This window comes from Aequorivita flava, assembly GCF_038742595.1.
In the GTDB taxonomy this organism is placed as follows: domain Bacteria; phylum Bacteroidota; class Bacteroidia; order Flavobacteriales; family Flavobacteriaceae; genus Aequorivita; species Aequorivita marisscotiae.
Genome location: NZ_JBANCF010000006.1, coordinates 1 through 23774 on the forward strand (window position 1 = coordinate 1; position 23774 = coordinate 23774).

General features: G+C 39.9%; 22 protein-coding genes. 17 read left to right on the plus strand and 5 right to left on the minus strand.

The genetic code is table 11. The features are described 5' to 3' along the window. Window positions 1-664 precede the first annotated feature (664 nt). Window positions 665-1777, minus strand: a complete 1113-nt coding sequence (locus VZD24_RS08780; protein ID WP_342687518.1) for a redoxin domain-containing protein — start codon at window positions 1775-1777, stop codon at window positions 665-667. A gap of 165 nt (window positions 1778-1942) precedes the next feature. Between VZD24_RS08780 and VZD24_RS08785 the strand changes: the two genes are divergently transcribed. After that, complete coding sequence (locus tag VZD24_RS08785) at window positions 1943-4282, plus strand: GAF domain-containing protein (RefSeq protein ID WP_342687517.1); 2340 nt, start codon at window positions 1943-1945, stop codon at window positions 4280-4282. Between the two features lie 34 nt (window positions 4283-4316). Here the strand turns inward: VZD24_RS08785 and ychF are convergent, their stop codons facing one another. After that, the gene (ychF, locus tag VZD24_RS08790) at window positions 4317-5411 is read right to left on the minus strand and encodes a redox-regulated ATPase YchF (protein ID WP_279448197.1); all 1095 of its coding nucleotides are present in this window, start codon (window positions 5409-5411) and stop codon (window positions 4317-4319) included. Between the two features lie 308 nt (window positions 5412-5719). On the opposite strand from ychF, the gene VZD24_RS08795 reads away from it, so the two are divergent. Then, on the plus strand, window positions 5720-6193 hold the full coding sequence (locus VZD24_RS08795; RefSeq protein WP_342687516.1) for a hypothetical protein: 474 nt from the start codon (window positions 5720-5722) through the stop codon (window positions 6191-6193). Window positions 6194-6463: 270 nt separating this feature from the next. Continuing rightward, complete coding sequence (locus VZD24_RS08800; RefSeq protein WP_279448199.1) at window positions 6464-6991, plus strand: hypothetical protein; 528 nt, start codon at window positions 6464-6466, stop codon at window positions 6989-6991. An 86-nt stretch (window positions 6992-7077) separates the two neighbouring features. Here VZD24_RS08800 and VZD24_RS08805 read toward each other — a convergent pair whose 3' ends face one another. Beyond that, complete coding sequence (locus VZD24_RS08805; protein ID WP_279448200.1) at window positions 7078-7428, minus strand: 4Fe-4S binding protein; 351 nt, start codon at window positions 7426-7428, stop codon at window positions 7078-7080. Window positions 7429-7491: 63 nt separating this feature from the next. Between VZD24_RS08805 and VZD24_RS08810 the strand changes: the two genes are divergently transcribed. From VZD24_RS08810 to VZD24_RS08845, 8 genes are all read left to right on the plus strand, one after another. Next, a complete protein-coding gene (locus VZD24_RS08810; protein ID WP_342687525.1) occupies window positions 7492-8499 on the plus strand; it encodes an acyl-CoA reductase in 1008 nt (335 codons plus the stop codon). Window positions 8500-8672: 173 nt separating this feature from the next. After that, a complete protein-coding gene (gene serC, locus VZD24_RS08815) occupies window positions 8673-9740 on the plus strand; it encodes a 3-phosphoserine/phosphohydroxythreonine transaminase (protein ID WP_342687515.1) in 1068 nt (355 codons plus the stop codon). Window positions 9741-9827: 87 nt separating this feature from the next. Beyond that, window positions 9828-10784 (plus strand): D-2-hydroxyacid dehydrogenase, encoded by a 957-nt coding sequence (locus VZD24_RS08820; protein ID WP_279448202.1) that lies wholly within the window; start codon window positions 9828-9830, stop codon window positions 10782-10784. Window positions 10785-10832: 48 nt separating this feature from the next. After that, on the plus strand, window positions 10833-11468 hold the full coding sequence (locus VZD24_RS08825) for a DUF937 domain-containing protein (protein ID WP_279448203.1): 636 nt from the start codon (window positions 10833-10835) through the stop codon (window positions 11466-11468). 169 nt (window positions 11469-11637) lie between these two features. Next, window positions 11638-12060 (plus strand): DUF6146 family protein, encoded by a 423-nt coding sequence (locus VZD24_RS08830; RefSeq protein ID WP_342687514.1) that lies wholly within the window; start codon window positions 11638-11640, stop codon window positions 12058-12060. Then, entirely contained in the window at window positions 12057-12359 is a 303-nt protein-coding gene (locus tag VZD24_RS08835) for a DUF6787 family protein (RefSeq protein WP_279448205.1), read from the plus strand. Before VZD24_RS08830 ends, VZD24_RS08835 begins: the two co-directional genes overlap by 4 nt. Next, window positions 12356-12685 carry a hypothetical protein gene (locus VZD24_RS08840; RefSeq protein ID WP_279448206.1) on the plus strand — a complete coding sequence of 110 codons (330 nt, stop codon included), beginning with the start codon at window positions 12356-12358 and terminating at the stop codon, window positions 12683-12685. The genes VZD24_RS08835 and VZD24_RS08840 overlap by 4 nt, the downstream gene beginning before the upstream one ends. Before the next feature lie 52 nt (window positions 12686-12737). Continuing rightward, window positions 12738-14951 carry a TonB-dependent receptor gene (locus VZD24_RS08845; RefSeq protein ID WP_342687513.1) on the plus strand — a complete coding sequence of 738 codons (2214 nt, stop codon included), beginning with the start codon at window positions 12738-12740 and terminating at the stop codon, window positions 14949-14951. Between the two features lie 366 nt (window positions 14952-15317). Here the strand turns inward: VZD24_RS08845 and VZD24_RS08850 are convergent, their stop codons facing one another. Beyond that, entirely contained in the window at window positions 15318-15620 is a 303-nt protein-coding gene (locus VZD24_RS08850) for a hypothetical protein (protein ID WP_342687512.1), read from the minus strand. Window positions 15621-15692: 72 nt separating this feature from the next. Further along, window positions 15693-16292 carry a GTP cyclohydrolase I FolE gene (gene folE / locus VZD24_RS08855; protein ID WP_342687511.1) on the minus strand — a complete coding sequence of 200 codons (600 nt, stop codon included), beginning with the start codon at window positions 16290-16292 and terminating at the stop codon, window positions 15693-15695. 121 nt (window positions 16293-16413) lie between these two features. On the opposite strand from folE, the gene VZD24_RS08860 reads away from it, so the two are divergent. From VZD24_RS08860 to VZD24_RS08885, 6 genes are all read left to right on the plus strand, one after another. Beyond that, window positions 16414-17073: an ABC transporter ATP-binding protein gene (locus VZD24_RS08860; RefSeq protein ID WP_342687510.1), complete on the plus strand. Its 660-nt coding sequence runs from the start codon at window positions 16414-16416 to the stop codon at window positions 17071-17073. Between the two features lie 71 nt (window positions 17074-17144). Further along, complete coding sequence (locus VZD24_RS08865; RefSeq protein ID WP_342687509.1) at window positions 17145-17909, plus strand: TIGR02757 family protein; 765 nt, start codon at window positions 17145-17147, stop codon at window positions 17907-17909. 160 nt (window positions 17910-18069) lie between these two features. Beyond that, entirely contained in the window at window positions 18070-19275 is a 1206-nt protein-coding gene (locus tag VZD24_RS08870; protein ID WP_342687508.1) for a sensor histidine kinase, read from the plus strand. Window positions 19276-19344: 69 nt separating this feature from the next. Next, window positions 19345-20541: a sensor histidine kinase gene (locus tag VZD24_RS08875; protein ID WP_342687507.1), complete on the plus strand. Its 1197-nt coding sequence runs from the start codon at window positions 19345-19347 to the stop codon at window positions 20539-20541. A gap of 45 nt (window positions 20542-20586) precedes the next feature. Beyond that, window positions 20587-22524, plus strand: a complete 1938-nt coding sequence (locus tag VZD24_RS08880) for a BatA domain-containing protein (RefSeq protein WP_342687506.1) — start codon at window positions 20587-20589, stop codon at window positions 22522-22524. After that, the gene (locus VZD24_RS08885) at window positions 22521-23774 is read left to right on the plus strand and encodes a dihydroorotase (protein WP_342687505.1); all 1254 of its coding nucleotides are present in this window, start codon (window positions 22521-22523) and stop codon (window positions 23772-23774) included. Before VZD24_RS08880 ends, VZD24_RS08885 begins: the two co-directional genes overlap by 4 nt.

Genomic DNA, 23774 nt, shown 5'->3' on the forward strand with positions numbered 1-23774 from the left:
GATAGGTTGATGGAGCCAATGCATTCTACCGATATGTTGTCCCTACGGGACAATGGGATTCTATCTTTCGGGCTTTTTCTACCGATATTTTGTCCCTACGGGACAATGGGTTTGTTTGTCCGTTTTCTTTTCTACCCATATGTTGTCCCTACGGGACGGGTGGATGGGGTCGATGATTTGGGGATGCTGAGTTTGGTTAGACGTTTTTTCTACCCATATTTCGTCCCTACAGGACAAATAGATGGAGCCAATGCATTCTACCGATATGTTGTCCCTACGGGACAATGGGATTCTATCTTTCGGGCTTTTTCTACCGATATTTTGTCCCTACGGGACAATGGGTTTGTTTGTCCATGTTTTTTCTACCCATATATTATCCCTACGGAACGGGTGGATGGGTCGATGATTTGATGATGCCGGGCTTGGTTATAGGTTTTTTCTACCCATATTTTGTCCCTACGGGACAATGGGTTCGTTTGTCCGTTTCCTTTTCTACCCATATGTTGTCCCTACGGGACAGGTGGATGGAGCCACCGATATTCTGTCCCTATGGGACGGGTGGATGGGGTTAATGTTTTTTCCCATCTGTCAACCATAGGGACAGGATTGGTTATGTGTAGGGTTTTGTGTGGTATTAATTTTAGCTCAATGAATTTTTATGCTTTTATTCGCCTAAAAGGGTTGCGATTTTGGCTTCCAGGGCGGCGCCGCGTAGATCTTTATCGATTATTACGCCTTCCTCATCCAATAAAAATGTGGCAGGAATTGAACGAACGTTGTACTGCTTGGCGATTGGGTCTTGCCAAAATTGCAGGTTAGAAACATGGTGCCAATCCATTTTATCGTCGGCTATGGCTTGAATCCATTTGTCTTTTTGTTCGGCTTTATCTAGAGAAACGCTGATAATATTTAGGCCTTTATCGTGGTATTTATTGTACACTTTTACCACGTTCGGGTTTTCAATACGGCAAGGCTTGCACCACGAGGCCCAAAAATCTATAATCGTATATTTTCCAAGGGCATCTTTTAACGACTTCATTTCGCCCGTTGGAGTTGGAGCGCTAAAATCTGGAGCAAGGCTTCCCACTTCGGCCTTTTTCATATTTTCTATGCTGGTTTTTAAATCGGTTACAATACCGCTGGTTGCCAGTTTTGAATCCATATTATCTATAAAAGCAGAGGCTTCGGCTGGGGTGAGTTCTTTTCTGCCTACCATTTCAGAAATAAGCATAGCGGCGAAAAGAGTATTGTTGTTCGACTTTAAAAATTCCTTTTTATACTGGGTTTCTTCCGCAACAATATTTAGATTTTTACTTTGTATTTCGGCAATTTCGGCCGTATCGTTCGCCATGCGGGCTTCGCGGAAACGGTCCATGCTTTCTTGTTTTCTTTTATTAAAGGCCGTCATTTTATCGGCAAATTCGCCGTAGGCATTGTTTTGCTTTCCACCGGACACACGAGATGCCTGTATGCTATCTTTGTAAATAGTGGCTTTCATATCTACATTTTCAGGGAAAAATATTACTGAGCCGGGCACTTCATTCACTCTTAAAAAATTAAGGCTAGTGGCCTGGCTATTTGGATAGGTAGCCGAAAAGGCACCGCCGGTAACGGTAATAGTATCAATAATTTTAGGTTGCCTGTCTGCCAAGGTATAGACGTAAATCTCGGTACCGTCGGCAAAACCTTGAGCCTCGCCTTGTAGCACATAGCTGTCGGATTCCTGCGTACAGGAAAGTAATGAAATTGTTAAAAGTGAAGCTAAAATAAGTCTCATAGAATCTGTGTTTTTATTTGTGGGGCAAAAATAGCAGATTATTCTGGCAATGCGTGACATGGGCTAATATTTTGTTATTTATTAACATATCGCTTAATTTTTAACTCGTACTTTTATCCCCTTATGTTAAAAGACGATTTAATAGTAGAAAAAAGGGATTTCCCGATGAAGATAAAAGTGGGCTTCAAAAAGGTTTTTGACGCTTACAAAGCTTTGGAACCCCAGACTGCGATTGAAAAACAGCAGGCTGCGGAAATACTCGCTATAGAAAAAGAATATCCCAAACTAACTACGGGCTTAACAAAATGTACGGACCTCACCGAATACCAAACGCAAATAGACGCGGTGTTAAATCCGTTGTTCTCCCCGTTGTTGACCGAAAACGAAATTAAATTCGCCACCATTCCTTTTCAAAATATTGCCATTAAATGCACCCAACGCTATAAAAATTTAATTAAGGCGGCTGGAGAAGAGGTAGCATTAGAGATTATAAATTTTAATGCAGACCAATTTTATATTATGGGCTGCAGTATAATTTTAAATATATATTACGGGATAAAAGTTGATTTTAGACGTTCGTATTACTACAATATTCCCGATGAACACGGGATGGTAAAAAACTACAGGCTGCTCTACAATGCAGATTTTGTGGAAATTCAAAAAACCGATAAGGCGAAGGATATTTCGGAAGCGGATATCAACGAACTTTTGGAGAGCTACGAAAATGTTGCCATTTGGAAAGAAAAGTTTCCACCCGAAAGCTGGATTTTTAACGGTTTTGTTATCGCCTCGCTAACGGATGTTACCTTAAATGTATCCATTTCAGATTTTAAATCGAATTTACTGCGATTGGAAAAAAACGGGGGCTTTGAGGATACTGAGTTTAGCCGTATTTTCCGCTCTATTTTTCATTTAAAGGATTTGATGATAGGCTTTACCGACTATCACGAAGAAACGGAGACTTTTGAACGCACCCTGTTTAAGGAAATTTCGAGTTTTATACTCAATAATAAGAAATCGCAACGCTGCAAGGACGCCCTTTGTAGTGGTTCGTATTACAAGCTTTTTAAGCAGCGCGAATTTTACTGCATTACCGATGCCGAGCGTTACCACAAATTATACCCGGATAATCTGCTCTATAAAAAAATGCTGGACCAAGGTATGAAGAGTGCAATTTTTGCCTCGATAGTACACGAGGATAAAATTTTGGGGGTGCTGGAATTGGTTTCGCCCAACGCGAACGACCTTAATACCATTAATGCCAACAAGCTACGCGATATAATGCCGTTTTTAATTGATTCGGTTGTGCGCTCGAAGGAAAATCTGGAGAACGAATTGGAACTTATTATCCAAGAGGAATGTACTGCCATACACAGCAGTGTACATTGGAAGTTTCGGCAGGAGGCAAAGCGGTATTTAAACAGTAAAAACGAAGGCAATGCCAACTATTTTAGGGAAATTGTTTTTCAGGATGTGTTTCCGCTGTATGGACAAACCGATATAAAAGGTTCTTCCGAAGCTCGAAACGAGGCTACCAAGCAAGACTTAATGCTGCAATTACAGTATATAGACGAACTGCTGCAAAAGCTTTCAAAATACAATCCGCTGCTAATTTTTGAGCAGATGAAGTTTACAGTCGCGAACTTTTCAAATGAAATTACCGAAAACCTTCAAGTAGATACAGAGCGAAAAGTAATAGATTTTATCGCTTCTGAAATCATTCCATTTTTTAAACATATGCGGCTTAAGAACAATACGCATAAAAAGTGGATAGATGAATACAACGAACTGGTGGATCTAAATTCGGGATTGGTTTATAAATTTAGAAAAGACTACGACGAATCGGTTATGCAAACCAACAAAAGGCTTGCAGCGATTTTAGACAGGAAACAGCTGGAGGCACAGCAAATGTACCCGCATTACTTTGAACGTTTTAATACAGACGGGGTTGAGCACAATATGTATATAGGTGAAAACATTACAAAGCGTAGAACCTTTAACAAGTTATACCTTAAAAATTTAAGGTTGTGGCAGTTGCAGATTGTGTGCGAAATGGAGAATAGCTTTTATAATTTTAAGGAGAGCTTGCCCGTAAATTTAGATGTAGCCTCGATGATTTTGGTATTTAACGGATCGTTGTCGCTACGGTTTAGGATGGACGAAAAACGATTTGACGTAGATGGCACCTATAACGCGCGATATGAAGTGGTAAAAAAACGCGTGGACAAGGCCCATATAAAAGGAACCGAAGAGCGTATTACCCAACCGGGGAAAATTGTAATGGTATATTCGCAAAAAGAAGACGAGGAAGAGTATTTACAATATATAAAGTTTTTACAAAGTCAGAAAATGCTCGACGAGGGTGTAGAGATGTTGGAATTGGAAGACTTACAGGGTGTTACCGGCCTAAAAGCCTTACGCGTAAAAGTGCTTTACAGCAAAAACACGAATAAGACGAAGGAGTATTACACCTACGAAGACCTAATCTCTGAATTAAAAGACTAAAGCGGCAACAAGTTTAGATTTGTGAATACGCTGTTTACACGTTAAAACGGAAGTGCATTACATCGCCATCCTTTACGATATACTCCTTTCCTTCTACCCCCATTTTTCCTGCTTCCTTTACTTTGGCCTCGCTACCGTAAGTAACAAAATCGTCGTATTTTATAACTTCGGCGCGGATAAAGCCCTTCTCAAAATCGGTGTGAATAACACCGGCCGCCTGAGGTGCTGTAGCACCAACGGGAATGGTCCACGCCCGTACTTCCTTTACACCGGCCGTAAAATAGGTTTGCAGGTTTAGCAGTTTATAGGCACTGCGAATTAATTTAGCAGAACCCGCCTCGTCCAATCCCAAATCTTCCAAAAACATTTGGCGTTCTTCGAAGGTGTCGAGTTCGGTAATATCGGCTTCGGTGCCAACTGCCAAAACTAAAACCTCGGCATTTTCATCGGCTACCGCTGCTCTTACTTTATCCACATAGTCGTTGCCCGTTGCGGCTGCAGCTTCATCTACATTACAAACGTAAAGCACAGGCTTGTCTGTTATAAATTGGGAGTCGGCTATATACTCCTCACGTTCCTCGGCAGAAAGTTCAATTGCCCGAACGGAGATTCCGGCTTCTAGACCCGTTTTTACCTTTAACAAAGCTGCCTCTTCTTTTTGTGCTTCTTTATTTCCGGTACGAGCCGCGCGTTTTACTTTTTCCAGTTTTTTGTCTACCGTTTCCAGATCTTTTAATTGCAGTTCAATATCTATTGTTTCCTTATCGCGAATAGGATTTACGCTACCATCTACGTGTACAATATTATCATCGTTAAAACAACGCAATACATGAAGAATAGCATCGGTTTCGCGGATGTTGCTCAAAAACTGGTTGCCGAGCCCCTCCCCTTTGCTGGCTCCTTTTACAAGGCCTGCGATATCTACTATTTCAACAGTTGCAGGTAATACGCGCTCTGGTTTTACCAATTCCTCCAACTTTAACAAGCGCTTGTCCGGTACATTTACAACGCCAATATTAGGCTCGATGGTACAGAAGGGAAAATTGGCACTCTGTGCCTTTGCATTGGACAAACAATTAAAAAGAGTGGATTTTCCAACGTTTGGCAATCCTACAATACCTGCTTTCATAGTAATAATCTTTATTTAATTTTAAAATGGCTTAGCACGCTAAGTTTTAAAACGCTGGAAATATTTTTCAATTTAAAAACCGATTCCGAAAAACGTTTTGTGTTATGAGCTTCAACCTATCTCTTATTAATTTTCGCTTTATATGCTGAAATTTTTAAGAGGTGCAAATATACATCTTCAAAGCATACAATCAAGACTTCGTTTAAAATGCTTTTCAGAAAAAGATTGGGGATATTTTCACTAAAATTTTTGAATAACTTAACTATTGTAACACTATGTTTACACTAGAAACCTTAATAACCAAAATTATGAAACGTATAGTAATGAGCATAGCCGTGGCCGTTTTTACCTTTTCGGCACTACAGGCCCAGGAAAATAAAACCGTTCGGGAAGAATCTACCGTAAAGCGCGTTATTACCAAAGAAGGTAGTGATGTAAAGATTAAAGAGGTAAAAAACACCGATACCGAAAGCGGGGTGGTAGTTGTAAAGGACAACAACCAAACCAACCAGGAATTTAAGGAAACTACAAAAAGGGATTCCGATAAAAAAGTGCTGGTAGATGAAGTTGTGGTAGATCGGGAGAACGAGGCAATGATTGCCGCAAAGAAAGCGCAGGTACAGGTACAGCTGGAAGCTTCTAAAAAAGAACAGGCTGCTTTGGCTGCTAAAAGAAAGGCGGAATTCGAAGCAAAAAAAGCTAAGATGGCGCAGGAATTGGCCGAAAGAAGAGCGCAGTTGGAAACGCGTCCGAAAGGGATGGCCAAATTAGATAACGACTAAAAAACTATAAATACTAAGTTCCATTTCGGGATTTCGGTTGGAACATAGGGCTTTTGCGGTGGCTTATTTGCGATGAATATTCAATTTTATTTGAAAAATAGTATCGTAAAAATTATAGTTTAAAGCGAACATTAGCGATTATTTTAAGAAATTTTATTAAATAAGCAAGAATCGTTGAATATTTTAAGAATTAGTTATCATTTAATATTTCGTTTTAACAGCTACAGCAAATATATTTGTAATTAGAAAATCAAACCAAAATATAACACTATGAAAAAGACACTCTTAATTATTGCATTGGCAGCTTTTACGGCTGGTTTTGCACAAGAAAATAAAAATAAGAAATCTGAAACGGTAGTTACAAAGACTGCTGTAAAAAGTGAAAAAGGCACAGAGGTATCAACCAAAGCCGTTACAAAAACCAAAAAGCAGATTTTAGCTTTAGACGATAGTGACGCAAACCAGACCAACCAAAGTGTTGTGATGAAGCCCGCCAAGGTAAATACCGATGTAAGCTATGATTACGATGGCAACCGATTTCAGTTTTTAAATCAGAAAGACAAAGATGGGTACAGATTAATGACCGTAAAGGACAATGCTACCCAGGAAGAGTACGCAATTATAAAGCCTACTTCACAAAATGGTTATTATATAATGTCTAGGGATGGGAAGTCGTCTTTTGGATATTTTAATGCGGATGGAAACTTTGTTGTTGAGCGTTACGACGCAAATCTAGACGCCATTGTTTCTGACGTTTATAAGTTGCAGATGAAAAGCAATGCAGCGGTAAAAGAATAATTTTCGCTTAACTCCCCTACATACAAATCGCCCTTCAAATTTAATTATTTGAAGGGCGATTTATTTTTGTTGAAATATATAAAAATTTACTTTTTGTGCATAAAGGCTTGCTTGGCCAGTAGTTCCTCATCGGTTTCTACGTTGTCCTCATCGGGAACGCAGCAATCTACGGGGCATACGGCGGCACATTGTGGTTCATCATGAAAACCTTTGCACTCGGTACATTTATCTGCTACTATAAAGTATATTTCGTCGCTTACAGGTTCTTGAGCTTCATTAGCATCTACCTGTTTTCCATTTGGAAGCACAACATTGCCTTCCAAGTCGGTGCCATCGGCATAACGCCAATCGTCGGCACCTTCATATATTGCCGTATTCGGGCATTCGGGCTCGCAAGCACCGCAGTTTATACATTCGTCTGTTATTATAATTGCCATGGTATTTACTTTTTCTAACTTTGCACAAATTTAATGCCTATAAAGGGTAACTCCAAAGGAAGTATGCAAATAAAGGACAGAATTAACGCTTTTATCAAATTAGGGAAATTTCTTGGCGAAATTAATACCGAAACCAATCATATTTTAAAGAAAGCCGAAGCGGAAAACGGATGGTTTACCCCGGATAATATATCATTTGCCTTAAAAAATTGGAGTCAGGCGCTGAGTGAAGAAAATTTGGAGCAGTGGGTTGCAGCGTATAATTTGGAGGAAGCAAAGCCAAAAACCGTCGCAATTATTATGGCGGGCAATATTCCGTTGGTGGGATTCCACGATTTTCTCTCTGTGTTAATTACGGGAAACAAGGTTTTGGCGAAGCTATCGTCTAACGATAAAACCTTACTGCCCTATCTGGCAAGCCATTTAATATCCGTTGAGCCCAGATTTAAGGATTTAATTGAATTTACCGAAGGAAGATTGCAAAATTTTGATGCCGTAATTGCCACCGGAAGCAATAATACGGCGCGCTATTTTGAATATTACTTTGGAAAATACCCGAATATTATCCGCAAAAACCGAAATTCGGTTGCAGTGTTAACCGGGGAAGAAACCGAGGCTGAACTCGTAAAACTCGCCGACGATATTTTTAGGTATTTTGGATTGGGCTGCCGCAACGTTTCAAAAATTTACATTCCCGAAAACTATAATTTTGAAGCGTTTTTTAAGGCTATGTATAGTTGGAAGGCAATTATAAACCACCACAAATACATCAATAATTACGATTACAACAAGGCGGTGTATTTAATGGACAGTTTTCCGCTCTTAGACAATGAGTTTATGATACTAAAGCAAGATACTGGCTTCTCCTCGCCTATTTCGGTGGTTTTTTATGAATTCTACACAGGGTTGGAAAGTTTAAAAGCAGATTTAAAGGCGAATGAAATGCAGATTCAATGTTTGGTTTCAAAAGCAGGGTTTACCAATGAAGTTGCTTTTGGGGAAGCGCAACACCCACAACTTTGGGATTATGCCGACGGGGTAGATACGGTGGCATTTTTATTGAAAAATTAATGGGATGCCCAAACTGTTGCAAGTGTATTTTATTTTTCGACCTACAAAGCAACGGTATTAATTTGGGAGAATTATATAATTCCTACGGTTGATACTTCCTTGATAAAAAAACCATAATTGCCCAATATTTTAACTGCATAATTCACATCTTTGTTGTATAAATTTCACAAAAGATGAAGAAACATAATTTTAGCGCAGGGCCTTGCATATTACCGCAATCGGTTTTGCAACAAGCTGCCGCAGCTGTAAAAAACTTCAACGATTTAAACCTTTCGTTATTGGAAATTTCGCACCGAAGCAAAGATTTTGTTGCGGTAATGGACACTGCCCGAAGTTTGGCATTAACGCATTTGGGGCTTCAGAATAAAGGGTACCAAGCCTTGTTTTTGCAAGGTGGGGCGAGTATGCAGTTTTTGATGACGGCTTATAATTTATTGGAAAAGAAAGCTGCGTATTTAAACACCGGCACTTGGAGCGACAAGGCCATAAAAGAGGCTAAGCTCTTGGGGGAAGTGGTGGAAGTAGCATCGTCAAAAAGCGATAACTTTAATTATATCCCAAAAAACTATAGTATTCCGGGCGATGCGGATTACTTTCACTGTACCAGTAATAATACCATTTTTGGTACGCAACTACAGCAGTTTCCCGAAACCGACATTCCGATGGTTTGCGATATGAGTAGCGATATTTTTTCGCGGCAGTTGGATTTTTCAAAATTCGATTTAATATATGCCGGGGCGCAAAAAAATATGGGGCCGGCGGGAGCTACGTTGGTGGTGGTAAAGGAAGAAATCCTCGGAAAGGTTTCGCGCGCCATTCCATCTATGCTTAATTACAAGGTGCAGATAGGGAAAGAGAGCATGTTTAATACGCCATCGGTATTTGCGGTGTATGTTTCAATGTTGACCCTGCAGTGGTTGGAGGATGCTGGAGGAATTTCTGCAATAGAAAAGGTAAACAATCAAAAGGCCGCCCTTCTTTATGCCGAAATAGATAGAAACTCACTTTTTGAGGGCTATGTTACCAAGAAAGAGGATCGCTCTAAAATGAATGCCACCTTTAATTTAAAGGACGAACAGTTAAAAGCCACCTTTGACGAATCTTTAAAACAGGCTGGTATTAGCGGGATAAACGGGCACCGTAGTGTTGGCGGGTACAGAGCATCTATGTATAATGCGCTGCCTTTGGAAAGTGTGGCGGTTTTGGTAGATGTTATGCAAACGGTTGAAAAAGGCGCTTAAAACTTAAAAGCGTAACAGCAGTAAAAATTATGGGTTGAATTTTGAATTCCCAAGAAGAATAAAATTAATAATAGGAAAGAATAAAACATGAAGATATTAGCAAATGACGGTATTTCAAAAAGCGGAGTAAAAGCGTTGGAAAATGCAGGTTTTGAAGTAATAGTAGTAAGTGTAGCACAGGAACAGCTTCAAAATTACATCAACGAACACCATATAGAAGTGCTTTTGGTGCGCAGTGCCACCAAAGTGCGGAAGGATTTAATAGACAACTGTCCATCGTTAAAAATAATAGGTCGCGGTGGCGTTGGCATGGACAATATAGATGTGGATTACGCACTAAAAAACGGAATAAACGTAATAAATACCCCGGCGGCTTCTTCGGAGTCGGTTGCCGAGTTGGTATTTGCACATTTGTTTGGAGGCGTTCGCTATCTTCACGATGCCAACAGAAATATGCCCTTAGACGGCGATACCAAGTTTAAGGAATTAAAGAAGAGTTACGGCTCGGGGCGCGAATTGCGCGGAAAAACATTGGGAATTATAGGCTTTGGGCGAATTGGGCGGCAGGTAGCCAAAATAGCTTTGGGCTGTGGGATGAAAGTAATTGCCAGCGACCACGAAGTTGGGGAAGCCGATATTACGCTTACTTTTTACGACGGACAGGAGGTTACTTTAAAAATAAAGACCGCGCCAATAGATAAGCTTATCAAAAAGAGCGATTTTATTAGTTTGCACGTGCCTTCACAATCGGGGTATTTAATTGGAAAAGACGAAATTGCCAAAATGAAAGACGGCGTGGGCATTGTGAACACTGCACGCGGTGGGATACTTAACGAAGCTGCACTTTTGGAAGCTATTGAGGATGGGAAGGTTTCGTTCGCGGCCTTGGATGTTTTTGAGAATGAGCCCACTCCTTCGATTAAAGTTTTAATGAATGACGCTATTTCGCTTACGCCACATATTGGTGCCGCCACAAACGAAGCGCAAGACCGTATAGGCATTGAGCTTGCCGAACAAATAATAAGCTTATTGACGAAGGCCTAAATAATTTTATTTACTTTAGTTGCCTACTAACTTAAACATCAGAAAATTATGCCTTCAATTTTAGATCTTCTCAGCAGCGATATGGGGCAGCAGCTTATTACTGCCGCAAGTGCCAAAACCGGTGAAACTCCCGAAAAAACTGCAAATGTATTGAGCATGGCGTTACCTGTTATTTTGGGAGCCATGCAAAAAAACGCTGCGAGTCCGCAGGGTGCACAAAGTTTAAACAGTGCCTTGGAGGACAATCGGCACGACGGTTCCATTTTAAACCAGCTGAGCGATTTATTGGGAAACCAAAGTGCAGACAGTAGTTTAATGAGCGATGGTGCAGGTATATTGGGCCACGTACTTGGCGGGAACCAACAAAAGGTGCAGCAGGGTATTAGCAAGGTAAGTGGCGTAGATGCCAATTCGGTAGCTAAGATTATACAGATGGCGGCACCTATATTGATGGGAATTTTGGGTAGCCAAAAACGAAAGGACAATGTAGATGAAAATGGGCTGGGCGATTTACTTGGGTCTGTAATGGGTAAAAATACGGACCACGACCAATCGCTAATAACAACGCTTTTAGACGCCGATGGCGATGGCAGCGTTATAGACGATATTGCCGGGATGGTTTTAGGTGGAAAAAAGAAAAAAGGAGGCCTTGGCGGTATGCTCGGAGGCCTTTTCGGGAAATAGCACTTTAATTTACTATAGACAATTGCACGCCGCCCTGTTAAAATGGGCGGTTTTCTTTTAAATGATTATTAAATAACGTGGGCTTCATATAACATTCGTTAACTTTGCAAAAATTCATTTTGATTGAAATTGCATGCCGAGCAGTTTTGAATCATAAAAGTTTAAACAGATGAAAAACATTTTTATACTAGCATTTTTATCCGTTGCAATCTTTAGTTGCGGTCCTGGTTCAAAAACCATTGGCGATACTTCTTCTTCGGAAATTGCTACCAACGACACTATTAAAATTGCGAACGAAGCGTTGGAATACGAGGTTATAATCGTAGAACCGGGTTTTGATTCCTGGCTAATTTCGCAACCGCCACGGGGATACTACGGGCAGGCAAAATTAGAATCCAAAAACAGGCAATTTGTGGCCGAATACAACACACGGGTTTTAAATCCTACAAAATATTCCAGAAACCTATATACCGAGCAAATAAACTACGATGCAGCGGTAGATTACGGGTATGAGGTAAATTATTTATTGTATAACTACTTTATGTATTTTCAGGAAAAATACAATGAAAAATTTATAGGAGGAAGAAATTGAAGAAGCTTAAAGAACGTTGGAATATTGAAACCAACGGCCAACTTGTTATAATATTTTTGGTTTTCGCAATTACCGGCAGTTCCGCAGCAAAGCTCGGGGCGCCCGTTTCGGAATTTTTAGAAGTACGGAAAGAAATGGGCTGGTATATTTACTGGCCATTCCGCATTTTAATAATCTTCCCGATTTATCAGGTATTATTGGTATTTTTTGGGTGGGTATTTGGAGAGTTCAACTTTTTTTGGAATTTTATTAAAAAGATGCTCAGCGGTATGGGCTTAGGATTTTTATTTAAAAAATGAAGGTTTTACAAAGGAAAATAATGCAAATTCTGGTAGCGACCATTTTTTCGGTTGCCCTGCTATTGCCCACTGCGGTAAGCTTTGCGCATTCCTTTGACGGCCATGAGCACAGAGCCTGTACCGATTTATCTACTCATCTTCACGAAAAGCAATTAGATTGTTCTATTTGCGATTTTCATTTTTCAATATTTAATTTTTCGCCAGAAAAGCTGCCCGAGTTTACAGTTTTTCACAGTTTTGAATGTGTAGCAACCGCTTATATTCTATCGGATTGCAGTTTACATACAAGGTATTATTTTCTTCGTGGTCCTCCTCTATTTTCTTGATTTTTAGCATTTCACATTAATTCAAAAATTTACATTTTAAAATCGAGAGCGCATGAAAAATTATTTATGCTTGCTGGCGGTGCTATTTTTGTACGCCACAGCGAGCTCACAAAATTCCTTAACGGGAAATATAACTTCAAAAAATACAAATGACCCTATTTCAGCAACCGTTTATATTCCGCAATTGGAAAAAGGAACGGTAGCCGATTTTGACGGTAATTACACTATAAACAACATTCCGGATGGCAATTATAATGTGGTATTCTCTTCGTTGGGATATGCCAGTGTGTCGAGGAAACTAAGTTTTACAAACCGAGAAACGGTAACGGAAAACCTGCAGTTGCAGGAAAGCGCCGTGGAAATGGAGGAGGTAATTATCTCTACGCCCTTTCATAAATTACAGAGCGATAATGTAATGAAAGTAGAACGCGTTTCTACGGACGAATTGCGGGCGTCGGGAGCGGTAACCCTTGCCGAGGGTATTAACACTATTGCCGGGGTAAATATAATTAGTACTGGCACGGGAATTGGCAAGCCCGTAATCCGCGGTCTAAGTTCCAATAGGGTTTTAACGTATGCCCAGGGCGTGCGTTTGGAAAACCAACAATTTGGAGATGAGCACGGCCTTGGCATCAATGAAGCGGGAATAGAGAGTGTGGAGGTAATTAAGGGGCCTGCTTCCCTACTCTACGGCAGTGATGCTTTGGGAGGCGTGCTATATTTAAACCCCGAAAAATTTGCACTTACGGGGGAAACGCAGGGCGATGTAAGCAGTAGCTATTTTTCAAATACTTTGGGAACTTCTACAAATCTGGGAATAAAAACCTCCGGTAAAAAATTGAAATTTTTGGCCCGTGGTGCCTATGCCAGCTTTAGCGACTATAAATCGGGGGCGGACTATAGGGTAACGAATTCGCGATTTAACGAGAAGGATTTTAAAGCCGGGGTTCAATACTCGGGGATTGCTTTTAAATCTACCCTTCGCTATAATTACAATCGGTCTAATATTGGTATTCCGGAGGAAATTGGGGTGCAATCGCGTTCGAAGGATCTGGAGCTTCCGTTTCAGGAAATAGACAACCATATTTTAAGTATTGAAAATACTCTGTTTTTTAACAATTCCAGTTTAGACGTAAAAGCGGGTTATTTGTTTAACGATAGGCGCGAATTTGAGGATGAACCCGATGTAGCAGCGCTTCGGCTTAAACTGAATACGTTTAATTACGACCTAAAATATCACCTGCCGCAACTGGGTAATTTTGAAACTATTGTGGGCGTGCAGGGTATGTTTCAAAACAATAAAAATGAGGGAGAAGAAATTTTAATTCCCGATGCCAAAACTACGGATGTTGGGGTATTGGCTACCTCGCACTACCATTTGGAAAAGGTGGACCTGCAAGCCGGAGTTAGATTGGACTCCCGAAAGATAAACAGCGAAGCTGCCGGCAGCCCAATGGACCAAGATTATATTGAAGCGTTAGATAAAAGTTTTACGAGTTTTACTGCGGCTTTGGGCGCTAAAATGGATCTGGTTGAAAAATTTTCTGTCCGCATTAATCTGGCGAGTGGATTTCGCGCGCCCAATTTGGCCGAATTAACATCGGAAGGCGTGCACGAAGGGACAAACAGATATGAGCGTGGGAACAGCAGTTTAACAAACGAGCAGAATTTTCAGGCCGATCTTGCTTTGGAATACCGAAATGAGCATATAGAGTTTTTTGCGAATGGATTTTACAATGCCGTAAACAATTACATTTATTTGGCCCCCACCAATGAAATTATAAACAATACGCCAGTATATAATTATTTGCAGGACAATGCAGCGCTTTACGGTGGTGAATTTGGGTTTCACCTTCACCCGCATCCGTTGGATTGGCTGCATTTGGAGAGTAGTTTTGAAACCGTAACCGGAAAACTGGACGACAATGGGTATTTACCATTAAGTCCGGCGAACAGTGTTCGGAATACATTTAGAGTAGAATTTGCGGACGGGAATGCTCGAAAAGCGAGTTCGGCCTTTATTACCCTCGAAAACACTTTTGACCAAAACAACGTCAGTATTTTTGAAACCAGAACGGCGGGTTATTCGTTAGTAAGTGCGGGCGTGGAGAGCAGTTTTACGCTTAATAAAATATTGTTGAAGGTAGGTTTAAACGGCACCAATTTAACCAACAAGCAATATGTTTCGCATTTGTCGCGGTTTAAGTTGGATAACATTTTAAACATGGGACGAAGTATAAACGTAAATTTAAAAGTAGAAATTTAATCAGTATTGTCCGATTAAAAATCATGTTTTTCCCCTACGGACATTTGTTTAGGTGCGATCTCTTGATTACCAATATTTTGTCCAGCTGGAGCAGTATGCCGTTAGGCATTAAATATGGGTAAAAAAATAGAGCCCCGTCAATTCCTAGTCCCGTAGGGACTACATACAATATGGGGTTTTCCAGAGTTAGTCATTACTTTTATCGGACAACAATGAAATTTAATATAAATGAGGCTGTTTAAAAAGTAGAAAACAATCGGTTTGTCAGGTTGGGCGCAATTATAATTTAATTATATGTTCAAAAAACACAGCGTTCTAGACTGCGCTCGAACAGACATCCAAAATCACTTTTTAAACAGCCTCGTTTTATTCGTCGACCCGTACTTTAATAGTTTGTGGTTTTGGTTGTTTCTTCCAGACAAAGGTGTAGAGCCACATAAGGGTAAATGTTGGAATTACATCGGTAATGGGAAGTATTTCTTCTAAAAACACCAGGACTGAAGCAATTTTTCCTTCGGAGCCTTTGTACATTTTAGTCATTTTTTTTGCTGCAATGGGCGCCCATATTATGTCTAAAAACGGACCGATTAGAGGGATGGCCATGGTTGCCATGCCCACCAAATCTAAAACAATACCCTTTTTAAGTAATTTATATTTTTCGTTTTTCATTATATTTTTTTTCGCTTGCAGTAGTACAAAAAACATTCCAAGAAATCGCGATGCCAAAATCGGTAAAAAAAGTTACGACAAGTCGTGACTTATTAATTTTAAAAATTCGCTGCGAGTTTCTATGGCTTCAAATTGTCCGCGAAAGCCTGAGGTGGTAGTAACACTGTTTTGTTTTTGTACTCCGCGCATCATCATACACATATGCGAGGCTTCAATAACTACGGCCACGCCTTTTGGTTTTAGGGTATTGTTTATGCACTCTAGGATGTCGTGCGTAAGCCGTTCCTGCACTTGCAATCTACGTGCAAAAACATCTACTACGCGCGGTATTTTACTGAGCCCGACTATATGTCCGTCGGGAATATAGGCAATATGTGCCTTGCCGAAGAAGGGGAGCATATGGTGCTCGCACAATGAATACAGCTCAATATCCTTGATGATAACCATATCGTGATAAGACTCGGCGAACATAGCGCCTTTTAAAATTTCGGCTGGATCTTGGCAGTTGCCGGAAGTTAAAAACTGAATGGCTTTTGCTGCACGTTCGGGTGTTTTTACAATGCCTTCGCGCTTAACATCTTCTCCGATGGTTCCTAAAATATTACCGTAATCATTAATTAAACTATCGGTAACGGGCTGGTTATACTCTTCAAAATATTTGTATGATGCCATGTATTTTCTATTTAAAAATTGCAATTCAAAAATAGACACATAAGTTTAAATAAAAACAATAATACCCATCAGATTGTATTATAGCAGTATAAATAGTACTTTCACGGTTTAAATTTTTGCTATGATTGAAGCCCAAAATATTCATAAATACTACGACAATCTCCACGTTTTAAAAGGCGTTTCGCTACATATTAAAAAGAGCGAAATAGTTTCAATTGTCGGGGCATCGGGGGCTGGAAAAACTACCTTACTACAAATTTTGGGAACATTGGATGCTTTTGATTTGACTAAAAGCAAATTGGTAATAAACGATATAAACATCGGTTCCCTTTCGGGGAAGCAACTGGCGCAATTTAGAAATGAAAATTTGGGGTTTATTTTTCAATTCCACCAATTACTTCCGGAATTTACGGCATTGGAAAACGTTTGTATTCCCGCGTTTATAAAAAACACACCCAAGGCCCAAGCCACTAAAAGAGCCAAGGAACTACTGTCCTTTTTAGGGCTCTCGCACCGCGAGGATCACAAGCCCAACGAGCTTTCCGGAGGGGAGCAGCAACGAGTGGCCGTAGCGCGCGCTTTAATAAATAATCCCGCCATAATTCTTGCCGACGAACCCAGTGGAAATCTCGATACTGAAAGTGCCGAAAATCTTCATAATTTATTTTTTCAGCTGCGGGATGAATTTGGACAGACCTTTGTAATTGTTACCCATAATGAGGAGCTCGCGAATATGGCGGATCGAAAATTGGTAATGCAGGATGGGGTTATAGTGGAATAGGAATTGAAAAAGAAACTCGCCGATCGCCAATTAGTTCACATACGTTTCTGGGGAGAGATAAAATATAGACTATGAACAAGAACGAATTGAAATCATTTTTGGATGAAAAGGTTCGTATGTATAACAATCCGAATTTTATTGAAACCGATCCGATACAAATCCCGCATCTTTTTTCAAAAAAGGAAGATATTGAAATTGCAGGGTTTTTGGTAGCTACCATTGCTTGGGGAAACCGAAAGAGCATAATAAACAACGGGCAAAGACTGATGGAAATGATGGAGGGTGCGCCTTTTGATTTTGTGATGAATTTTTCGGAAAAGGAAGCGGCTTCACTTTCAACTTTTGTACACCGTACTTTTAACAGTTACGACCTTGTTTATTTTTTAAGGGCGCTGCAGAACATTTATAGAAATCACGGCGGGCTGGAGCGTGTTTTCGCGAAAAACGCAGGAGCAGATTCAATGCAGGCAGCAATACATCATTTTAAAAAAACCTTTTTTGAATTGCCGCATGCAACGAGAACGGAAAAACACGTGAGCGATCCCTTAAAAAATTCGGCTGCCAAACGAATAAATATGTTTTTGCGCTGGATGGTGCGGCGCGATACGGCCGGAGTAGATTTTGGAATTTGGAAGAGCATCCCTCCCGCCCTACTCTCGTGTCCGTTAGACGTACACAGTGGCAATGTAGCGCGCAAATTAAAACTTTTAACCCGAAAACAGAACGATGCAAAGTCATTGCTGGAGTTGGATACGAACTTGCGAAAAATGGACGCTGCAGATCCTGTTAAATATGATTTTGCGCTATTTGGATTAGGAGTGTTTGAAGGGTTTTAATTCATTTTGAGTTACTTGGCCTTTAGACGAACGCTTTTGAGTAAATGTTTAATCCATTTCACATAAAAAAATTTTGGCGAAATTTTCCACTTAAAATGTTGTACATTTACCGAAAATCCTTAAACAACAAGCTGTTTAAGGCTTTGATAAAACAACAACCTTGATTAAACCAAAATTTCCCGTTGACGAGCAGCAACGATTAGCTGCGCTCCGATCGTATCATTTATTAGATACTTTGCCTGAAAAGGACTTTGACAATATTACCGCGGTAACAGCGAATATTTGTGATGTTCCCATTTCGCTGGTTACCCTGTTGGATGCCGACCGCAATTTTTTAAAATCGCAGTACGGACTTTCCTTAAATGAAACGCCACGGGATATTTCCTTTTGTGGGCACGCAATTTTAGACGAAAGCAACATTTTTATTGTTGAGGATGCCAGAAAGGACGAGCGGTTTAAGGACAATCCGTTAGTGACGGAGATGAATGCCATTTTTTATGCGGGCGTGCGATTGGTAAATTCTGATGGGTACCCACTTGGCACCCTTTGTGTTTTTGACACCAAACCACGAACGTTAACCAAATCGCAACAGAAGGCGCTTGTAGCTTTGGCCTATCAAGTGGTAAATTTGTTTGAGGCGAGAAAACACAACCGGCTGTTGCTTACTGCTCAGGCAGAACTCGAGGAGCGCAACGAGGAGTTAAAGCATTTTGCGGGTATAGTATCGCACGATATGAAGATGCCTTTGGCAAATATGATTATTACTTCAGATATGTTGCGCACTAAATACGGGCAATTATTGGATGAACAGGGAAAAGATTATTTGGATTATATAAAGCAGTCGTCCTTTACTTTAAGCGAATATATTACCGGGCTTTTAGAGCATTATGAAACTAACAAAACCGCAGCTTTCCGCAGTGAAGTTTTTGATAGCCAGGATATGTTGGAAGAAATAATAGAGCTTTTGAACATTAATATGGACTGCGAGATAAACCTGCCCGAAGAAAATATTGAAATGCAGGCCAATAAGGTAGCGCTAGAGCAAATTTTGCTGAATCTAATAGGAAACAGTTTAAAGTATAACGATAAGGAAAAAATAAGGATAGATATAGATTGCCGTGAAAAAGACGGCATTTACTATTTTGAAATCACAGACAACGGGATGGGTATTCCCAACAATCAACTTTCTAAAATTTTTGATTTATTTGTTACCAATAACACATTAGATCGGAATGGAAAAAAGGGGAACGGCATTGGACTTTCCACCGTAAAAAAACTTGTAAACAGACTTGAAGGCAATATAGAAGCGTCGTCGGTTTTAGGCGAGGGCACAACTGTTAAGTTTAATATAAAGAAATTAGATTAAAAAATAGACGCTATAATTTTTGCTACTCATAGATTATAATAACCACTATAAGCACAGATTTTTTTTATTATGATCTCTCCCGAAATACCTGAAAATGAAGCAGCCCGCCTTGCTGAATTAAAAAGATACGATTTACTGGACACCCTTTCCGAAGAAAATTTTGATAATATTACAAGCCTTATTGCCGCTATTTGCGAGGTACCAATTTCACTAATAACCTTGTTGGATAGTGAGCGGAATTTTTTTAAATCGCATTTTGGACTCGATTTTAATGAATCGCCGCGGAATATTTCGTTTTGTGGGCACGCGATTATGCAGGAGGAGGATATTTTTATAATTGAAGACGCAACAAAAGACGAGCGTTTTTACGACAACCCTTTGGTTTTAGAAGCCAATGCCCAATTTTACGCGGGGGTTCCGCTTATAAACCACAATGGTTATAAACTGGGAACTTTATGTGTATTTGATCATAAACCCAGGCAATTAACCGAAATACAGATTACTTCCTTAAAATCTTTGGCCAAGCAAGTGGTGAATTTGCTTGAGTTACGTAAAAAAAATAAACGCCTCGTAGAATATCAGAAGGAGCTGCAATCTAGAAATGAACGGTTAACCACCTTTGCCCACGTAGTATCGCACGATTTAAAGTCGCCGTTGGCCAATATTATTTCGCTTACCCGGATGCTCACGGAAGAGAATGATCAAAACCTCTCTGAAGACTCTGAGCTTTACCTTTCATATATAGAAGAATCGTCGCAAACGCTAAACAACTACATCAATGGTATTTTAAGTTTTTACAAGGCAGATGTGCTGCTGGAATCCCAGAATGAAGACGTTGCCCTGACCAAGCTTTTTAAGGTAATAGACGAAACCTTAATTGGCGAGGATACGGTTTTTGAATTTCCGAAGGATGTAGTTTTAAAGAACGTAAACAAAGCGGCGCTCACACAAATATTCCTAAATTTAATCGATAACAGCTTAAAGTACAATTTAAATGAAAAGCGCCTTGTTTCGGTATCGTATGTTGAAGAAATGCAATTTCATAAATTCGCGATTAAAGACAACGGTATGGGGATTGATTTAGGAGTTCAAGAAGAAATTTTCAATTTATTTAAAACTACGGGCATTAAAGATCGCAACGGGAAGGAAGGAACGGGAATAGGATTGGCCACTGTAAAAAGCTTAGTTTCAAAGCTCGGAGGCACCATTTCGTTACAATCTAAATTGGATTGCGGAAGTACCTTCACCTTTACTATACAGAAATAGCAATTATTACGTTGCATTTTTTATCTTTGGGCAATATTTATAGGAATGCAGTTAAAACACCCAGAAATTCTTTACGCTCTTTTCCTGCTGCTCATCCCGATATTTATTCATCTTTTTCAACTTCGGCGTTTTCAAAAAGTAGATTTTACCAACGTTGCTTTTCTTAAAAAAGTAAGCATTAAAACGCGTAAAAGTTCGCAGCTAAAAAAGTGGCTTACCCTATTTATGCGATTGCTGGCAATGGCGTGCCTAATTATTGCCTTTGCCCAGCCATTTACGGCCGCAAAAAATGCGCTGGCTACCCAAAAGGAAACCGTAGTGTATATAGACAACTCGTTTAGTATGCAGGCAAAAGGTAGCAGCGGTGCAATTTTGGAGCGAGCGCTGCAGGATTTGTTTAACAAAATTAGCGGCACCGAAAAAATAAGTTGGTTTACAAACAATGCCGAACATAAAAATGTATCGGCAGAGGATTTTAAAAGTGAGGTACTTTCCGTAGCGTATTCGCAAAACCAGTTAAGTCCGAATGAAGTTTTACTAAAAGCCAATCAGATATTTTCGGACGAACAAGGCGTTTTAAAGAGGTTGGTTTATCTGTCCGATTTTCAGCAACAAGCGGCCTTTCCGCCCATACCGGAAGATGTAATCGTAGATGCGGTGCAGTTAAAACCGGTGAAAGCATTTAATATAGCCATAGACAGTGTGTTTATAGCTTCAAAAAATGCCTCTGTTACGCAGCTTAAGGTGAAGGTGTCTAAGCCGCAGCAAACGCAGGGTGGCAATGAAATTTCCGAAGCGCCAATTTCACTATTTAACAAGGATAGATTAATTGCTAAAACTGCGATAAACTTCCTGGAAAATACGGATGGAACGGTTGCCTTTGATATTGACAATCAGGAAGAATTTATTGGGAAATTAGAAGTTAACGATCCCAATCTCACCTTTGACAACACTTTATTTTTTAGCATCAACAAGCCGGGGAAGATAAAAGTTTTTGCCATTAATGAAGCAGATGGCAACTTTTTACAACGACTGTTTGAAAAGGAGGAGTTTCAGTTTACCCAGCAAACCTTTAAAACATTGAACTACAACGAAATTCCCGATCAAAATTTTATTGTTCTCAATGAGCTAGCCGAAATTCCGGCGCCGCTTATTACTGCCTTAAAAGCATATAGCGACGATGGCGGGAGCATTTTGGTTATTCCACCGGAGCAGGCAGATTTAAACAGCTATAACAATTTTTTGTTACGTATGGGCTTGGGGAGTATTTCGGAGGAAAGAAGTAGCGAAAAGCAAATTACGAATATTGTTTTTTCACATCCGTTGTTTAAAGATGTATTTGAAAAAGAAGTGGCAAATTTTCAATATCCTACGGTTAATTCGTATTACGATATTTCAACAAATGCGTCGCCCGCAATTGGTTATGAGGACCGGCAGCCATTTTTGGTTGAAAGAAATAATACCTATTTGTTTACGGCAGCTATAAACAAGACGAATAGCAATTTTCAAAATTCGCCATTGGTGGTGCCTACAATTTACAATATGGCTTTACAGAGTTTGCCCTTGCCGCGTTTGTATTATACAATTGGCCAGCAAAACACCATTATAGTACCAGTAAAATTGGGGTCTGATGAAATTCTTACCATAAAGGATAGCACGTCGCAATTTATACCGTTGCAGCAAACGATGGCCAATTATGTGCTTTTAACCACGACCGATGAGCCTACACAAGCGGGCAATTACGAAATAGTGAAAGAAGCCCAATTTCTGGAGAATATAAGTTATAATTACGACCGCAGCGAAAGCCAATTACTGTATTTAAATCCCGAGAATTGGGATGGAGCCAAAGTTTACAATTCGGTGGAAGCTCTTTTTGATTCTATAGCCGAGGCGAACGAAATTAACAGTTTTTGGAAATGGTTTGCTATTTTTGCCATGCTCTTTTTACTTTTTGAAATGCTTATTCTAAAATTCTACAAATGAAGATACTACTGAAATCCGCTACCATTGTAGATGCTTCCAGCGAGCATCATTTAAAAAAACGCGATGTTTTAATAGAAGATGGTAAAATTTCAAAAATTGCTGCAACCATTGCTTCTTCGGCTAAAGTAAAGGAAGTAATTCTAAAAAATCTACATATTTCGCAAGGGTGGTTTGACAGTAGTGTTTCCTTTGGCGAACCGGGTTTTGAGGAACGGGAAACTGTAGAAAACGGTTTAAAGACGGCTGCTTACAGCGGATTTACAGGGGTTGCCGTAAACGCAAATAGCTTTCCGGTAACCGATAGCAAAGGACATATAAAATTTTTAAAATCGAAAGCCGAAAACAAGGCGGTAAATTTGTATCCGGTTGGAGCATTAACCGTTGGCAGTAAGGGGGTTGACCTAGCTGAGCTGTTCGATATGAAAAATGAAGGCGCCGTAGCTTTTTACGATTATAAAAATCCGATTACCAATGCAAACCTTTTAAAAATTGCGCTGCAATACAGTCAGAATTTTGACGGTTTGGTTCAGTCGTTTCCCTTTGAAAAATCGGTAGCGCGCAACGGAATGGTAAATGAAGAAGTGAACAGTACCCGTTTGGGTTTAAAAGGAATTCCGGCACTTGCGGAAGAACTTCAAATTATTCGCGATTTATATATTTTGGAATATACTGGAGGGAAACTTCACATTCCGACTATTTCAACTAAAAAGTCGGTTGAATTAATCAAAAATGCCAAGAAAAAAGGATTGGATGTAAGTTGTAGCGTTTCAATTTTTAATCTTGTACTTACAGACGACGTTTTGGAAGATTTTAACACCCATTACAAAGTTATGCCTCCCTTGAGAACAAATGCAGACAACAAAGCCTTGCTAAAAGGATTAAAGGACGGAACCATAGACGGGCTTACCAGCGACCACAACCCAATAGATGTGGAACACAAAAAAACAGAATTTGAACAAGCCTATTTTGGCAGTATTGGTTTGGAGGGATGTTTTGGCGCACTAAACCAGCAGTTGGGAATGGAGGATACTGTAAAAGCATTAACGGGTTTAAAGGCAACTTTCGGGATTGGTTTAAACGAAATAAAAGAGGGAAACCAGGCCGAGCTTACCCTATTTAATCCCGAAGACACTAAGATATTTTCTGAAAAGGATATACTTTCAACTTCAAAAAATGCCGCGCTGTTAGGGGTAAAACTAAAAGGCAACCCTTACGGAATTATTGCAAATAACCAATTGGTACTTAATTAA

Coding starts and splice junctions, on each gene's coding strand:
- VZD24_RS08825 (WP_279448203.1), top strand. CDS start 10,833: ATGCCTTCAATTTTAGATCTTCTCAGCAGCGATATGGGGCAGCAGCTT.
- VZD24_RS08780 (WP_342687518.1), bottom strand. CDS start 1,777: ATGAGACTTATTTTAGCTTCACTTTTAACAATTTCATTACTTTCCTGT.
- VZD24_RS08840 (WP_279448206.1), top strand. CDS start 12,356: ATGAAGGTTTTACAAAGGAAAATAATGCAAATTCTGGTAGCGACCATT.
- VZD24_RS08850 (WP_342687512.1), bottom strand. CDS start 15,620: ATGAAAAACGAAAAATATAAATTACTTAAAAAGGGTATTGTTTTAGAT.
- VZD24_RS08875 (WP_342687507.1), top strand. CDS start 19,345: ATGATCTCTCCCGAAATACCTGAAAATGAAGCAGCCCGCCTTGCTGAA.
- VZD24_RS08810 (WP_342687525.1), top strand. CDS start 7,492: ATGCAAATAAAGGACAGAATTAACGCTTTTATCAAATTAGGGAAATTT.
- VZD24_RS08805 (WP_279448200.1), bottom strand. CDS start 7,428: ATGGCAATTATAATAACAGACGAATGTATAAACTGCGGTGCTTGCGAG.
- VZD24_RS08785 (WP_342687517.1), top strand. CDS start 1,943: ATGAAGATAAAAGTGGGCTTCAAAAAGGTTTTTGACGCTTACAAAGCT.
- VZD24_RS08865 (WP_342687509.1), top strand. CDS start 17,145: ATGAACAAGAACGAATTGAAATCATTTTTGGATGAAAAGGTTCGTATG.
- serC (WP_342687515.1), top strand. CDS start 8,673: ATGAAGAAACATAATTTTAGCGCAGGGCCTTGCATATTACCGCAATCG.
- VZD24_RS08845 (WP_342687513.1), top strand. CDS start 12,738: ATGAAAAATTATTTATGCTTGCTGGCGGTGCTATTTTTGTACGCCACA.
- VZD24_RS08800 (WP_279448199.1), top strand. CDS start 6,464: ATGAAAAAGACACTCTTAATTATTGCATTGGCAGCTTTTACGGCTGGT.
- VZD24_RS08885 (WP_342687505.1), top strand. CDS start 22,521: ATGAAGATACTACTGAAATCCGCTACCATTGTAGATGCTTCCAGCGAG.
- VZD24_RS08795 (WP_342687516.1), top strand. CDS start 5,720: ATGAAACGTATAGTAATGAGCATAGCCGTGGCCGTTTTTACCTTTTCG.
- VZD24_RS08820 (WP_279448202.1), top strand. CDS start 9,828: ATGAAGATATTAGCAAATGACGGTATTTCAAAAAGCGGAGTAAAAGCG.
- ychF (WP_279448197.1), bottom strand. CDS start 5,411: ATGAAAGCAGGTATTGTAGGATTGCCAAACGTTGGAAAATCCACTCTT.
- VZD24_RS08860 (WP_342687510.1), top strand. CDS start 16,414: ATGATTGAAGCCCAAAATATTCATAAATACTACGACAATCTCCACGTT.
- folE (WP_342687511.1), bottom strand. CDS start 16,292: ATGGCATCATACAAATATTTTGAAGAGTATAACCAGCCCGTTACCGAT.
- VZD24_RS08880 (WP_342687506.1), top strand. CDS start 20,587: ATGCAGTTAAAACACCCAGAAATTCTTTACGCTCTTTTCCTGCTGCTC.
- VZD24_RS08830 (WP_342687514.1), top strand. CDS start 11,638: ATGAAAAACATTTTTATACTAGCATTTTTATCCGTTGCAATCTTTAGT.